General features: G+C 65.9%; 15 protein-coding genes. 4 read left to right on the forward strand and 11 right to left on the reverse strand.

The genetic code is table 11. The features are described from left to right. The 11 genes from V5F66_RS17470 to fumC form a co-directional block, all read right to left on the reverse strand. Window positions 1-87 (reverse strand): GTP-binding protein (locus V5F66_RS17470; protein WP_394093758.1); only part of this gene is annotated, 87 nt, incomplete at its 3' end. 68 nt (window positions 88-155) lie between these two features. Then, complete coding sequence (fusA, locus tag V5F66_RS17475) at window positions 156-2,231, reverse strand: elongation factor G (protein ID WP_012113699.1); 2,076 nt, start codon at window positions 2,229-2,231, stop codon at window positions 156-158. 18 nt (window positions 2,232-2,249) lie between these two features. Continuing rightward, on the reverse strand, window positions 2,250-2,720 hold the full coding sequence (gene rpsG / locus V5F66_RS17480; protein WP_012113698.1) for a 30S ribosomal protein S7: 471 nt from the start codon (window positions 2,718-2,720) through the stop codon (window positions 2,250-2,252). 25 nt (window positions 2,721-2,745) lie between these two features. Continuing rightward, window positions 2,746-3,117 (reverse strand): 30S ribosomal protein S12, encoded by a 372-nt coding sequence (rpsL, locus tag V5F66_RS17485; RefSeq protein ID WP_012113697.1) that lies wholly within the window; start codon window positions 3,115-3,117, stop codon window positions 2,746-2,748. Between the two features lie 623 nt (window positions 3,118-3,740). After that, entirely contained in the window at window positions 3,741-4,724 is a 984-nt protein-coding gene (locus tag V5F66_RS17490; protein ID WP_012113696.1) for a malate dehydrogenase, read from the reverse strand. A gap of 274 nt (window positions 4,725-4,998) precedes the next feature. Then, a complete protein-coding gene (locus tag V5F66_RS17495; RefSeq protein ID WP_394001362.1) occupies window positions 4,999-5,379 on the reverse strand; it encodes a hypothetical protein in 381 nt (126 codons plus the stop codon). A 270-nt stretch (window positions 5,380-5,649) separates the two neighbouring features. Further along, the gene (locus V5F66_RS17500; RefSeq protein WP_012113694.1) at window positions 5,650-6,309 is read right to left on the reverse strand and encodes a TPM domain-containing protein; all 660 of its coding nucleotides are present in this window, start codon (window positions 6,307-6,309) and stop codon (window positions 5,650-5,652) included. Between the two features lie 100 nt (window positions 6,310-6,409). Further along, a complete protein-coding gene (locus V5F66_RS17505) occupies window positions 6,410-7,219 on the reverse strand; it encodes a TPM domain-containing protein (protein ID WP_394094366.1) in 810 nt (269 codons plus the stop codon). A 16-nt stretch (window positions 7,220-7,235) separates the two neighbouring features. After that, on the reverse strand, window positions 7,236-7,862 hold the full coding sequence (locus V5F66_RS17510; protein WP_012113692.1) for a LemA family protein: 627 nt from the start codon (window positions 7,860-7,862) through the stop codon (window positions 7,236-7,238). A 224-nt stretch (window positions 7,863-8,086) separates the two neighbouring features. Next, a complete protein-coding gene (locus V5F66_RS17515; RefSeq protein ID WP_394001360.1) occupies window positions 8,087-8,707 on the reverse strand; it encodes a ParB-like protein in 621 nt (206 codons plus the stop codon). Window positions 8,708-8,880: 173 nt separating this feature from the next. Further along, window positions 8,881-10,269 (reverse strand): class II fumarate hydratase, encoded by a 1,389-nt coding sequence (gene fumC, locus V5F66_RS17520; RefSeq protein WP_394094367.1) that lies wholly within the window; start codon window positions 10,267-10,269, stop codon window positions 8,881-8,883. A gap of 267 nt (window positions 10,270-10,536) precedes the next feature. On the opposite strand from fumC, the gene V5F66_RS17525 reads away from it, so the two are divergent. The 4 genes from V5F66_RS17525 (at window position 10,537) to hflC (ending at window position 13,291) form a co-directional block, all read left to right on the forward strand. Next, the gene (locus tag V5F66_RS17525) at window positions 10,537-10,731 is read left to right on the forward strand and encodes a DUF4169 family protein (protein ID WP_394009228.1); all 195 of its coding nucleotides are present in this window, start codon (window positions 10,537-10,539) and stop codon (window positions 10,729-10,731) included. Next, entirely contained in the window at window positions 10,712-10,990 is a 279-nt protein-coding gene (locus V5F66_RS17530; RefSeq protein ID WP_012113688.1) for a ribbon-helix-helix domain-containing protein, read from the forward strand. Before V5F66_RS17525 ends, V5F66_RS17530 begins: the two co-directional genes overlap by 20 nt. Before the next feature lie 244 nt (window positions 10,991-11,234). Continuing rightward, on the forward strand, window positions 11,235-12,392 hold the full coding sequence (gene hflK, locus V5F66_RS17535; RefSeq protein ID WP_394001354.1) for an FtsH protease activity modulator HflK: 1,158 nt from the start codon (window positions 11,235-11,237) through the stop codon (window positions 12,390-12,392). After that, window positions 12,389-13,291, forward strand: a complete 903-nt coding sequence (hflC, locus tag V5F66_RS17540) for a protease modulator HflC (RefSeq protein ID WP_012113686.1) — start codon at window positions 12,389-12,391, stop codon at window positions 13,289-13,291. The genes hflK and hflC overlap by 4 nt, the downstream gene beginning before the upstream one ends. Window positions 13,292-13,307 lie beyond the last annotated feature (16 nt).

A 13,307-nucleotide genomic window follows, 5' to 3' on the forward strand; every position in this document is an offset into this window, starting at 1 on the left:
AGTCAGCGACGTCTTGCCATGATCCACGTGACCGATCGTGCCGATGTTGCAGTGCGGCTTCGAGCGGTTGAACTTCTCTTTGGCCATTGGACTCTCCGTTGGGTCTCTCTGGCGAACCTGAAGGGTGAAACTCGTGAAGGCTCAGACCGACGCCATCAGGCGTACTTGGCCTGGACCTCCTGCGCGACGTTCGACGGCACCTGCTCGTAGTGGTCGAACTGCATGGTGAAGGTGGCACGACCCTGACTGAACGAGCGCAGGGTGTTCACGTAGCCGAACATGTTGGCGAGAGGCACCATCGCGTTGACCACGTTGGCGTTGCCGCGCATGTCCTGGCCCTGGATCTGGCCACGGCGGGAGTTGAGATCGCCGATGACGGAGCCGGTGTAATCCTCCGGCGTCACCACCTCGACCTTCATGATGGGCTCGAGCAGGACCGGGCTGCCCTTCTGGAGGGCCTCACGGAACGCCGCACGAGACGCGATCTCGAACGCCAGGGCGGACGAGTCCACTTCGTGGAAGGCGCCGTCGATGAGCTGCACCTTCACGTCCACCACCGGGAAGCCCGCCAGCACGCCGGCGCCAAGCACGCTCTCGAGGCCCTTCTGGACGCCCGGGATGTACTCCTTCGGCACCGCGCCGCCGACGATGGCGCTCTCGAAGACGAAGCCCTTGCCGACTTCGTTCGGCTCCACGATGAACTTCACCCGCGCAAACTGGCCGGTACCACCGGTCTGCTTCTTGTGGGTGTAGTCCACCTCGTACTTCTTCGTGATGGTCTCGCGATAAGCCACCTGGGGGGCGCCGATGTTGGCGTCCACCTTGTAGGTGCGCTTCAGGATGTCGACCTTGATGTCGAGATGCAGTTCGCCCATCCCCTTGAGGATGGTCTGGCCGCTCTCGAAATCCGTGGACACACGGAAGGACGGGTCCTCGGCAGCCAGCTTGGAGAGGGCGATGCCCAGCTTCTCCTGGTCGGCCTTGGACTTCGGCTCGATGGCGATCTCGATGACCGGCTCCGGGAATTCCATCTTTTCCAGGATCACGGCCTTGGCGGGATCGCACAGCGTGTCACCCGTGCGCACATCCTTGAGGCCGGCGAGGGCGACGATGTCGCCCGCATAGGCTTCCTTGATGTCTTCCCGGTTGTTGGCGTGCATCAGCAGCATCCGCCCAACGCGCTCGCGCTTGTCGCGGGTGGAGTTGAGCAGGCCCATGCCGGTTTCCATCTTGCCGGCGTAGACCCGGCAGAAGGTGATGGTGCCGACGAAGGGATCGTCCATGATCTTGAACGCGAGCACCGAGGTGGGCTCGTCGTCCGAAGGCATGCGGACCGTGTCTTCCTCGGTCTTGAAGTCGATGCCCTTGATGGCGCCGCGATCGATGGGGGACGGCAGGAAGTCCACCACCGCGTCGAGCAGGGGCTGAACGCCCTTGTTCTTGAAGGCCGAGCCGCAGAACACCGGGTTGAACTTACGCCCGATCACCGCCTTGCGGATCAGCGACTTGAGGGTCGCCACATCCGGCTCGACGCCGTCGAGGTAAGCGGTCATGGCGTCGTCGTCGAGCTCGACGGCGGCTTCCACCAGCTTGTTGCGGTATTCGGCAGCCTTGTCGGCGAGATCCGCGGGGATCTCCTCGTCATGATACTTGGCGCCGAGGGCTTCATCTTCCCACACCACCGCCTTCATGCGGACGAGGTCGATGACGCCCTTGAAATTGTTCTCGGAACCGATCGGCAGCTGGCAGCACACGGGGTTGCCGGCCACGCGGTCGACGATCATCTCGACGCAGCGGTAAAAGTCGGCGCCGATCTTGTCCATCTTGTTGACGAACACGATGCGCGGCACGTTGTACTTGTCCGCCTGGCGCCACACGGTCTCGGTCTGCGGCTCGACGCCCTGGTTGCCGTCCAGCACGCACACGGCGCCGTCGAGCACGCGGAGCGAGCGCTCCACCTCGATGGTGAAGTCCACGTGCCCGGGGGTGTCGATGATGTTCAGGCGCTTGCCTGCCCAGATCGCAGTCGTCGCGGCCGACGTGATGGTGATGCCGCGCTCCTGTTCCTGGGTCATCCAATCCATGGTGGCGGCGCCATCATGGACTTCACCGATCTTGTGGCTCTTGCCGGTGTAATAGAGGATCCGCTCCGTGGTCGTGGTCTTGCCGGCATCGATGTGCGCCATGATGCCGAAGTTGCGGTAGTCCTCGATCGCGTGAGTACGGGGCATGGAAGTCGTCCTCTCCGATCACCAGCGATAATGCGAGAAGGCGCGGTTGGCTTCCGCCATCCGGTGCGTATCTTCGCGCTTCTTCACGGCAGCGCCGCGATTGTTGGCAGCATCGAGCAGCTCGGCGGAGAGACGCTCCACCATGGTCTTCTCGTTGCGGGCGCGGGCCGAGGCGATGAGCCAGCGGATCGCCAGGGTCTGGCGACGCTCGTTCCGCACTTCGACGGGCACCTGGTAGGTGGCACCACCCACGCGGCGGGAGCGAACTTCCACCGCCGGAGCCACGTTCTCGAGCGCCTGGATGAACACATCCACCGGATCGTGCTTGGCCTTGGTCTCGACCACGTCGAGAGCGCCATAGACGATGCCTTCGGCGACCGACTTCTTGCCATCACGCATCACGGAATTCATGAAGCGGGACAGAGTGGTGGACCCGTACTTGGGATCCGGAATGACTTCGCGGCGCTCGGCCTTGTGACGACGGGACATCGTTCAGTTCCTCAACCTAGCCGGATCACTTGGGCCGCTTCGCGCCGTACTTCGAACGGCGCTGCTTGCGGTTCTTGACGCCCTGGGTGTCCAGCACGCCGCGCAGGATGTGGTAACGCACACCCGGAAGATCCTTCACGCGGCCGCCGCGGATCATCACCACGGAGTGCTCCTGAAGGTTATGGCCTTCACCGGGGATGTAGCCGATCACTTCGTAGCTGTTGGTGAGCCGCACCTTGGCGACCTTACGCAGAGCCGAGTTCGGCTTCTTCGGGGTCGTCGTGTAGACGCGGGTGCAAACGCCGCGCTTCTGGGGGCTCGCCTGCAGCGCCGGCGCCTTGTCGCGCGCCTTCTGCGCTTCGCGCGGCTTACGGATCAGCTGGTTGATCGTCGGCATGTACGCCTTCGCCTCGTCCTGATCTGCGGCCTGGGGCCGCATTCTTCATTCGACGACCTTTTCAGGGGCCGCCACGATTGACCCCTAGGGGCCTCAAATTCCGCTCGCACCAACGAACACGAAAGGCGCCGTCCACGGCCCAAATGGGTGCGGACACGCCTTTCTCGCGACAGAGGATCACAGCGCGCAATTCCCGTGAGGGACGACGCCGCGATCATGCACCTGAAGTTATCGCAGTGCTGTTCCTGGCAGCGTTTCGGCTCTTGGGATCGTCTCGTTCCGGGCTGGGAAGCCTTGGAAGATGAGAAACCGATCACTCAGACGCCGACCGCCTGCCGCGAAGTGGGGTGCTTCTAGCCGCAGAGTCGCTCTGCGTCAAGCCTTCGTTGAGAAATGGACGGAGAGAAACGCCCGATTCAGAAGGCCTCGGGCCGCCATCGGACCGGCCAAAGGGGCCGCGGATGGTGTAGCCGGTCCAATTACGCCTGCCGAGAAGGCAGAATCCGCTGCCGCCCAAAGAAATGGCACCGGCAGGGATGCCATCTTCGACTGCGTCCCGGTCCCCGGTCGCACAGAGCGACGGGGTCCGGGAAACAGATTCGCACCGCGTCGACCAGACGAGGTCAGCCGAGCAGGGCGGCGACGCCGTCGCGCTCTTCGAGCAGCTCGTTCAGGGTCTTCTCGAACATGGCCTTGGAGAAGTCGTCCATGGGCAGGCCCTTGACCACTTCATACTCGCCGCCGCTGCACACCGCCGGGACGCCGAACACGATGCCCTCGGGCACACCATAGGAGCCGTCGGAGGCCACGCCCATGGACACCCACTTGCCGTCGGTGCCGTGGATCCAGTCATGCATGTGGTCCACGGCGGCGTTGGCGGCAGAGGCGGCCGACGACAGGCCACGGGCCTCGATGATGGCGGCGCCGCGCTTGCCCACCTTGGGAAGCAGGGTCTCGCGATACCAGGTCTCGTCGTTGATGAGCTCCGGCAGCGGCTTGCCGTTCGCGGTGGCGAAGCGGTAGTCGGCATACATGGTCGGGGAGTGGTTGCCCCACACCGCCACCTTCTCGATGTCGGCGGTGGCGATACCGGCCTTGGCCGCGAACTGCGACAGGGCGCGGTTGTGGTCCAGGCGAAGCATGGCGGTGATGTTCTTCGCCGGCAGGTCCGGAGCGCTCTTGGCGGTGATGTAGGCGTTGGTGTTGGCCGGATTGCCCACCACCAGCACCTTCACGTCGCGCTTGGCCACCTCGTTCAGCGCCTTGCCCTGGACCTTGAAGATCTCGGCGTTGGCGGACAGAAGGTCGGCGCGTTCCATGCCCTTAGAGCGCGGACGGGCGCCGACGAGCACCGCAGCGTCGATGTCCTTGAACGCCACCTTGGGATCGTCGGTGATGACCACGCCGGCAAGGTTCGGGAACGCGCAGTCCTCGAGCTCCATCACGACGCCGCCGACGGCGGCCTGCGCCTGCGGCAGGTCCAGAAGCTGGAGGATGACCGGCTGGTCCTTGCCGTACATGTCGCCGTTGGCGATGCGGAAAAGCAGCGAATAGCAAATCTGACCGGCGGCGCCCGTGACAGCGACGCGAACGGCGGGTTTGGTCATGAGAAGAAGCCCTTTGCCTTAGGTCGAGCCCCGAAGGCTCGGGCGCGCAATCTATGCCGCAGCGCGGCGGAAGGAAAGGCGCGAGGCGGAGCCGATTCGGGGCTGGCCGTGGGACCTTGGTCTTAGGCGGTCGGGCGCCGTCCGCGTCATTTGAGAGATGATCGGGAAAGATCGACCCGCGCCCGAACCTTCGGGCGCGGCTCAGCGGCGTCGTGCGGCGTGCATCACCCCCCGGCGCGGCGGCTCATGCGCCCACCCCGACAAACGGCCTGTCTCAGGCCCGCGGAAACCGTGCCACCTTCAGGAAAAGCACGAGTTCCTCGAAGTCCTCCTCGCCGACGGCATATTGTGCGTCGATGAGGAGGGGCACGGTGATGGCAACGACACCACCGTCCGCCGCTGCCGCGAGCCGGCAATCGACGGATGGGTCGAAGGGGCCGGGTCCGTCGGCCTTGCAGGTAATCTCGGAAGGCGACACCGCCCGGACATTGTAGAGATCATAGGCGATGAGACTTCTGGGATGGTCGATGTTCGGGTTTTGGCTCGCACCCCATGTCGCCAATTGAATAATGGCGGTGGTCGCGGTCCTTTGCTCGAGATAGATCCGGATTTTCTCGCCGCTCTTGGCACTGGACCAGACGGTTGCTGTCGGCATCTTTCCCCCCATCCGAGCGGAAAAGCGGGATCGAAAAGCCCCCTGCCCTGCATATGAGATGAACGCACCCACAGCACTGCCGCGCCCCGCCCGGAACAGGCGTGACAGTGTCCCCAAGCGTGTAGGGAAGCTGAAAACAATCATAGATTGTCGTTACAGGCGATACAACTGATAAGACGTGCGGCGCCGGCCTGATCCGCGCGGCAGCGCAGATCGCCATAGCTGCCGTGCGGCCCCCTCAGGCCATTGCGGAAGCCAACGCCCCTACCCTCACAGCACAATCACATGGTTGGCCAGCTCGTTGCGGTCGCCAGGTCGAGGCGGCAAGGGACCGGAGAGGAGCTCGCCCGCCTTCTCCACGCCGCAGACCAGCCCGTCCGCCAGGTTGCCCACGCGGGCGCGGATGGCCACCGCATCGCAGATGTCCTGCCAGGCGCCGTGGCCCAGCGGAGTGTGGACGCCTTCGTCGGCCACCACCTCCACCAGCCGCTCGCGGGCGGCGGCATAGATGAGGATGCCGGTGCGCCCCTCCGTCTGGGGTATGCCATAGGCGAGGAAGGTCTCGATGGCGGCGCTGCGGGCAGCGGCCTTCAGGGCAAGGCGGGGGATCACCCGGTGGACCACGCCCGGCAGCATGAGGAGCGAGGCCAGCGCCACGAACAGCACCGCCTGCACGGCAAGCAGTTCCAGCGCCGGCAGGGGCCACATCAGGGCAACGAACCAGGGCACCACCAGCGCCGCAAGCGAGGCCCACAGCACCGAGAAGAAGGGGTGCTGCACCAGCGGCGCGCGGGCCACCACAACGCGGATTTCAGCCGAGGTCCTGGTTTCGGCGGCAGCGATCGCATCGGCGATGCGCGCCAGCGCCGCGTCCGAAAGGCCGGCGACGCTGGCGTCGGAGGACGGCAGATCCCGTTCGGCGGCGCTCATGGCGTGTTCCCTTCCCTCGGCGGCTCTGCCGCTCGTGCTGAATGGACAGCCCGCCCTTGGCCGGGCCGCCCCACCTTTTTACCACACCCGACGATCCGCCTCACCAATCTCCGGATGCACCGCCGCCACCGGAGGAACCGCCGCCCCCCGACCAGCCTCCGCCGCCGCCCGAACCGCCACTGGAGCCGGTGCCCCAGTCCCAAGTGGAGGCGGGACCCGCGGCCCAGCCGCTGCCGCCCCGCCTGCGGGCAGCCGCACCGCCACCTGGCCCGCCGCCGCCCCGCGTCACCCGCCAGATGATGAAGCCCCAAAAGGCGATCATGGCGATGAGGAAGATGAGGTTGTCCACCTCCTCCTCGGTCCAGCCGGACGGCTCCAGCCGCTTGGCGCGGGCACGGGCCTCATCGGGATCGAGGTTGAGGATCTCGAGGATGGCGTCGGTGCCCTTGACGATGCCGCCGGCCATGTCGCCGGCCTTGAAGGCGGGAACGATGGCGTTGCGGATGATGGTGGAAGCCACCGCGTCGGTCAGGATGCCTTCAAGGCCATAGCCCACCTCGATGCGCACCTTGCGCTCACTGGGGGCGACGAGGAGGAGCACGCCGTTGTTCTTCTTCGCCTGCCCGATCTGCCAGAAGCGGAACAGGCGGTTGGCGTAGTCCTCAACAGAGGTGCCCTGCAGCGATGGAATTGTGGCCACCACCACCTGGTCGGTGGCCTTCGCTTCCTGCGCCGCGAGCCTGGCGTCGAGGGCCGCGAGGGTTGCGGCGTCGAGCACGTGGGCGTCGTCCACCACCCGGCCGGTGAGCGTGGGAAAAGTCAGCTCCGCCCGCGCCGGCACCCCGAGAAGGAGCACCAGCGCAAAAAGCACCGGCGCCGGCGATGGGAGGAGTTTGGACAGGCGGAGCATGGCCGCCTCCCTCAGCTCAATTGAACTTTACCTTGGGCACCTGCATCTGCTGCTCGGAGATGGTGAAGGTCTCCATGGGCCGGTAGCTGCGATAGAAGGTTGACGCCCACAGCAGGCCCGGGAAGGTCTTCAGCTCGGTGTTATAGACCCGCACCGCCTCGATATAGTCGCGCCGCGCGACGGCGATGCGGTTCTCGGTGCCCTCGATCTGCGATTGCAGGGCCAGGAAGTTCTGGTTGGACTTCAGGTCCGGATAGGCTTCCGACACTGCGATCAGCCGGCCGAGCGCGCTGGACAGGCCCGCCTGCGCGTCCTGGAACTGCTTGAACTGGGCCGGGTCGGTGACGGTAGAGGCATCCACCCGAATCGAGGTGGCCTTGGCCCGCGCCTCGATGACCGATGTCAGCACGTCCTTCTCCTGGGCCGCATAGCCCTTCACAGTTTCCACCAAATTGGGAATGAGGTCGGAGCGGCGCTGGTACTGGTTCATCACCTCGCTCCAGGCGGCCTTGGCGCGCTCCTCCTCGGTGGGAATCACGTTGATCCCGCAGCCGGCCAGCATCAGCCCGGCGAGCACGGCGAAGAGCGGCGCCCGCAGCCGGGCGAAATGCTGGAGTGCGGTGGACTTGAGCGCGATGATCATGGCGGCCTCTTCCCTGTCTCGGCGCATCGGCACCAGAGCACGCGCCCGGTCAGATTGAACGCAATCTGATCGGATAGCGCGGTCTCGTTCCTTAAGTTCAGAGCGTGATCCGAGCACATTGAGCGAATGTGCTCGGATCACGCTCCGGGCTCGACTGCAACCCCTCGGCAGCCCGCCGCGCTTATAACACGGCAAGGCTCGGGAAAGGTCCCTGGGAGGATCCCTCACTTTGGTCCGAGATATCCCGGCAGGTCCTGCGCCTCGTCGAGGCGCGAGAGCTTCACCGCCAGCTTTTCGGCCAGTTCGATATCGCTCTGCAGCAGCCGCGTGGTCATGAAGGAGCGGTAGTAGTTGCCCCACATGAATTCCTGGAATGGCGTATCCAGATTCGAATAGGCATCGCCGCGGACCCCACGGGCGAGGGTCCGCCACGGATTGTCTGTGAGTTCGCTGATGTGCCCCGGAATCTTGATGCAGGGACGCCGGTTGCCGTCCACGTCGATGGGCCAGCACAGGCCCTGCGATTCCATGCGATGCCAGAAGGTCGGCAGATCAAGGTCGGACCAATCCGCGCCGTCCCGGGGCTTGCCCACCAGCACAGTGTCGTGGCCCGCAAGCAGCAGCGCGCGGCACAAATGGTGATGGTCGGTCATGTAGAGGCGCTTCTTCGGCCCAATGACGTAGGGCACCGCCTTTTTCACAAGCAGCGCCCGGAGCGCGCTCTTCGAGAGCCCCGCCATCTGCTGCGCCCGGCGCTTCACCTCGTCCATCCCCAGGTTGAGCTGGGTGGGGTGCAGGGCGTCGATGGCCACTTCCCTGAGGTCGTCCGGATTTGGGCCCGTCATGGCTTCACCCTCGCGTTCAAAGCGATCTGGTCTGGAAAGCGAACTGGCGTGGAGAATCGGCCTGCGCAGGACCAGCGACGGCGCGTGTCCGGCAATCTGCAGCATGGCTGAAAACGCGCGCGGCGGCACCCCGCCGGGGATGCCGCCGCGCCGATGAGCGATGCCGGTGACGATCAGCCGGGCGAGATCATGTTCTCGGGACGCACGACGGCGTCGAACTCCTCGTTGGTCACATAGCCGCCGCCGACGGCCTCCTCGCGCAGGGTGGTGCCATTCTTGTGCGCGGTCTTGGCGATCTTGGCGGCGTTGTCGTAGCCGATCTTCGGGGCCAGCGCGGTGACCAACATGAGCGAGCGCTCCAGCGCCGACTTGATATTGTCCTCGCGGGCCTCGATGCCGACGACGCAATTGTCGGTGAAGCTCACCGCCGCGTCCGCCATCAGCCGCACCGACTGGAGGAAATTGTAGGCCATCACCGGGTTGTACACGTTCAACTCGAAGTGGCCCTGGCTGCCGGCGAAGGTGAGCGCGGCGTTGTTGCCGAAGATCTGCACGCAGACCTGGGTCAGCGCCTCGCACTGGGTGGGGTTCACCTTGCCCGGCATGATGGACGAGCCGGGCTCGTTCTCCGGCAGCGACAGCTCGCCAAGGCCCGAGCGCGGACCCGAGCCGAGCAGGCGGATGTCGTTGGCGATCTTGAACAGGGAGGCCGCCAGCGTGTTGATGGCGCCGTGGGAGAACACCATGGCGTCATGGGCGGCGAGCGCCTCGAACTTGTTGGGCGCCGAGGTGAAGGCGATGCCGGTGATGGCGGCGATCTTCGCCGCGACCTGCTCGGCGAAGCCGACGGGGGCGTTGAGGCCGGTGCCCACCGCGGTGCCGCCCTGGGCCAGTTGCTGGAGGCCCGGCAGGGTCAGTTCCAGGCGGGCGATGCCGTTCTCCACCTGCTGGGCGTAGCCGGAGAATTCCTGGCCCAGCGTCAGCGGCGTGGCGTCCTGGGTGTGGGTGCGGCCGATCTTGATGATGCCGGCCCAGGCCTCGGACTTGGCCTTCAGCGCCGTATGCAGGTGGCGCAGCGCCGGCAGCAGTCGGTGGACGATCTCCTCCGCGCAGGCGATGTGCATGGCGGTGGGGTAGGTGTCGTTGGACGACTGGCTCATGTTGACGTGATCGTTGGGATGCACGGGCTTCTTGGAGCCCTTCTCCCCGCCGAGCAGCTCGATGGCCCGGTTCGAGATCACCTCGTTGGCGTTCATGTTGGACTGGGTGCCCGAGCCGGTCTGCCAGACCACCAGCGGGAAGTGTTCATCGAGCTTGCCGTCGATGACTTCCTGGGCGGCGGCGACAATGGCGTCGGCGATCTTGGGATCGAGGCGGCCGAGGTCGCGGTTTACTTCCGCGGCAGCACGCTTGACGATGCCGAGGGCGCGCACCACCGGGAGCGGCTGCTTTTCCCAGCCGATCTTGAAGTTCCCCAGCGAGCGCTGCGCCTGCGCACCCCAATAACGGTCGGATTGAACTTCGATGGGACCGAACGTGTCGGTCTCGATGCGGGTGCTCATCGCCTTAGCCTTTCCATGGTCTCGCGGGCGGCGGGCTCATAGCACGGCTGGAGGCGTTCGGGGGAGTTAGACATGTAGGCTAAAATAATTCCAAGGCGGTAGCCGGGGGATGTTACCTCTCCAAGAAATCGCCATATCTTTAGCCTGTCCTGGGGTATTAGTATCTCATTGGGCTCGTTGGCCTGACGCGGTGCGCCGGCCGTAGAAGATCACCGGCCGCCGGGTGCGGAGGAAACCGGCGACAAGGTGAGGGAAGAGTTGGGCGACGTGGTCAATCTTCATCGGGCGCGCAAGGCGCGGGTCCGTCAGGCGGCGCAGGCGGCGGCCGATGAGAACCGGATCCGATTCGGACGGACCAAGGCCGAACGCGAAAGGCTGGCAGACGAGCTTGAGCGGCAGCGACGCTACCTTGAGGGCCACGCCCTGACCGAGAGGGAAGAACATGAAAAGCCCCGTGGTTAAGAGATCCATCGTCATCGCCGGCCACAAAACCAGCGTCAGCCTCGAGGACGCCTTCTGGGAGGCCTTGAAGGAAATCGCCGGCGGCCGCCGGCTCACCCTGTCCGACCTCGTGGCGACCATCGACTCCGCCCGCACACAGGGCAACCTGTCGTCCGCCATCCGCCTGTTCGTCCTCGACTACTATCGAGGCGTGGCAACGGCGGCCCGGACCCAGGCCGTGGGAGAACGCATTCCCGCGGCAAGCCCTCCCGTTGCGTAAAGCGCGGCTCGACCTTATCTGCGAACGAGGCTGCCGCGCGTCGCGTTGAAAGGCGACGCGCGGTTTCCTATAACCGCCAGACCCGGCGGGGTGGCTTAACGTGCTGGCTTCCGCCGGCGCTGGGCTGGCCGCCTCGAATGGGTCCGCCTGTCGGATCGGGGGCGTTGCGGCATGCCGCACGGACCCGGCGGAGGCTCGCAGCGACGCGTGTGCCGATGGCGGCACCGCTCACGGGAGACGACGGATGTCGTGGAAGAATCAGAGTGGCGGCCCATGGGGTAATGGGCCGCGGGGTCCCTGGGGTTCGGGACCCTCTTCATCAGGACCGACGCCGCCAGATCTCGAAGACTTGATCCGCCGTAGCCAGGACCGCCTGCGCACCATGATACCGGGCTCCTTCGGGGCCAAGGGCATCATCCTTTTGGTCGCGCTCGTGGTCGCCGGCTGGTTCCTCTCCGGCTTCTATCGCGTGCAGCCCGACGAGCAGGGCGCGGTGCTGCGCTTCGGCAAGTTCGTGGGCGTCACCCAGCCCGGCCTCAACTATCACTGGCCCTACCCGATCGAGACGGTGCTGACCCCCCGGGTCACCTTCGTCAACCGCATCGACATCGGCATGCGCACCGGCGAGGACACCCGGCGCGGCACATCGGTGATGCGTGACGTTCCGGAAGAGAGCCTCATGCTGACCGGTGACGAGAACATCGTCGACGTGGATTTCGCCGTGTTCTGGCGCATCTCGAACGCCGAGCAGTACCTGTTCAACGTCCAGAACCCCGAGGGCACCATCAAGGCCGTGGCCGAGAGCGCCATGCGCGAGGTCATCGGCCGCACCAACATCCAGCCCATCCTCACTGGCGCCCGGCAGAACATCGAGACCGGCGTGCAGGAGCTGATGCAGTCGGTGCTCAACAGCTACAAGGCCGGCGTGGAAATCACGCAGGTGCAGATGCAGAAGGTCGACCCGCCGAGCCAGGTCATCGACGCCTTCCGCGACGTGCAGGCCGCCCGCGCCGACGCCGAGCGCTCCCAGAACGAGGCGCAGACCTACGCCAACCGTGTCCTCCCCGAGGCCCGCGGCGAGGCCTCCCGCATCGAGAACGCCGCCCAGGGCTATCGCGAGCGCACGGTGGTGGAAGCCCGCGGCCAGGCGGCGCGCTTCCTCAAGATCTATGACGAGTACCAGAAGGCCAAGGTGGTGACGCGCGAGCGCATGTATCTCGAGACCATGGAGCGCGTGCTCGGCGGCGTGGACAAGGTGATCGTGGATTCCGCCGGGACCCGACAGGGACCAGGGGGTGTATCCGCCGGCGGGCCGGGAGGCGTCGTGCCCGTGCTGCCGCTCAACGATCTCCTCCGCCGCCAGTCGGCGCCTGCCGCCCAGCCCCAGGGAGCCACGCGATGAGAAACCCGATCCTCGGCGGGGTCGTCGCCATTCTCGGCGTCGTTGCCCTCGTCCTCATCTATTCCGCGGCCTTCATCGTCCAGCAGACCCAGCAGGCGCTGGTGCTGCGGCTCGGCGAGCCGCTGGCCCCCGTGACCACGCCGGGACTGCACTGGAAGGTGCCGTTCATCGACAGCGTGGTCTATATCGACAACCGCATCCTGGACCTGGAAAACCCCTCCCAGGAGGTGATCGCCTCGGACCAGAAGCGGCTGGTGGTGGACGCATTCGCGCGCTACCGCATCACCGCCCCGCTGCGCTTCTTCCAGTCAGTGGGAACGGTGCAGGGCGCCAACTCGCGCCTCTCCACGGTGCTGAACTCCGCGCTGCGCCGGGTTCTGGGCGAGAACAGCTTCATCAGCCTGGTGCGTGACGGCCGCGAAGGCCTGATGCACCAGATCGCCGAGCAGGTGAACCGGGAGGCGGCGAACTTCGGCATCACCGTGGTGGATGTGCGCATCCGCCGCGCCGACCTGCCGGAGGCTAACAGCCAGGCGGTGTTCCAGCGCATGCAGACGGAACGCCAGCGCGAGGCCGCCGAGATCCGCGCCCAGGGCAATGAGGCCGCCCAGCGGCTGCGCGCCCGAGCCGACCGCGAGGTGACCATCGTGGTGGCCGAGGCCAACTCGAAGGGCGAGCAGCTGCGCGGCGAGGGCGACGCGGAACGCAACCGCATCTTCGCCGACGCGTTCGGGCGCGATCCGGACTTCTTCTCCTTCTACCGGTCCATGCAGGCCTATGAAGCGAGCATCAAGCCCAGCGACACCCGGATGGTGCTGAGCCCGGATGCGCGCTTCTTCCGCTACTTCCAGGACCCCGTGAGCGCGGTGGCTCCCCCCGCCCCCGCGGCCGGCAACTGAACAAGGGGCCGGGTGC

Source organism: Xanthobacter versatilis, assembly GCF_043193975.1.
In the GTDB taxonomy this organism is placed as follows: domain Bacteria; phylum Pseudomonadota; class Alphaproteobacteria; order Rhizobiales; family Xanthobacteraceae; genus Xanthobacter; species Xanthobacter autotrophicus_E.

Coding starts and splice junctions, on each gene's coding strand:
- fusA (WP_012113699.1), bottom strand. CDS start 2,231: ATGCCCCGTACTCACGCGATCGAGGACTACCGCAACTTCGGCATCATG.
- rpsG (WP_012113698.1), bottom strand. CDS start 2,720: ATGTCCCGTCGTCACAAGGCCGAGCGCCGCGAAGTCATTCCGGATCCC.
- rpsL (WP_012113697.1), bottom strand. CDS start 3,117: ATGCCGACGATCAACCAGCTGATCCGTAAGCCGCGCGAAGCGCAGAAG.
- V5F66_RS17490 (WP_012113696.1), bottom strand. CDS start 4,724: ATGACCAAACCCGCCGTTCGCGTCGCTGTCACGGGCGCCGCCGGTCAG.
- V5F66_RS17495 (WP_394001362.1), bottom strand. CDS start 5,379: ATGCCGACAGCAACCGTCTGGTCCAGTGCCAAGAGCGGCGAGAAAATC.
- V5F66_RS17500 (WP_012113694.1), bottom strand. CDS start 6,309: ATGAGCGCCGCCGAACGGGATCTGCCGTCCTCCGACGCCAGCGTCGCC.
- V5F66_RS17505 (WP_394094366.1), bottom strand. CDS start 7,219: ATGCTCCGCCTGTCCAAACTCCTCCCATCGCCGGCGCCGGTGCTTTTT.
- V5F66_RS17510 (WP_012113692.1), bottom strand. CDS start 7,862: ATGATCATCGCGCTCAAGTCCACCGCACTCCAGCATTTCGCCCGGCTG.
- V5F66_RS17515 (WP_394001360.1), bottom strand. CDS start 8,707: ATGACGGGCCCAAATCCGGACGACCTCAGGGAAGTGGCCATCGACGCC.
- fumC (WP_394094367.1), bottom strand. CDS start 10,269: ATGAGCACCCGCATCGAGACCGACACGTTCGGTCCCATCGAAGTTCAA.
- V5F66_RS17530 (WP_012113688.1), top strand. CDS start 10,712: ATGAAAAGCCCCGTGGTTAAGAGATCCATCGTCATCGCCGGCCACAAA.
- hflK (WP_394001354.1), top strand. CDS start 11,235: ATGTCGTGGAAGAATCAGAGTGGCGGCCCATGGGGTAATGGGCCGCGG.
- hflC (WP_012113686.1), top strand. CDS start 12,389: ATGAGAAACCCGATCCTCGGCGGGGTCGTCGCCATTCTCGGCGTCGTT.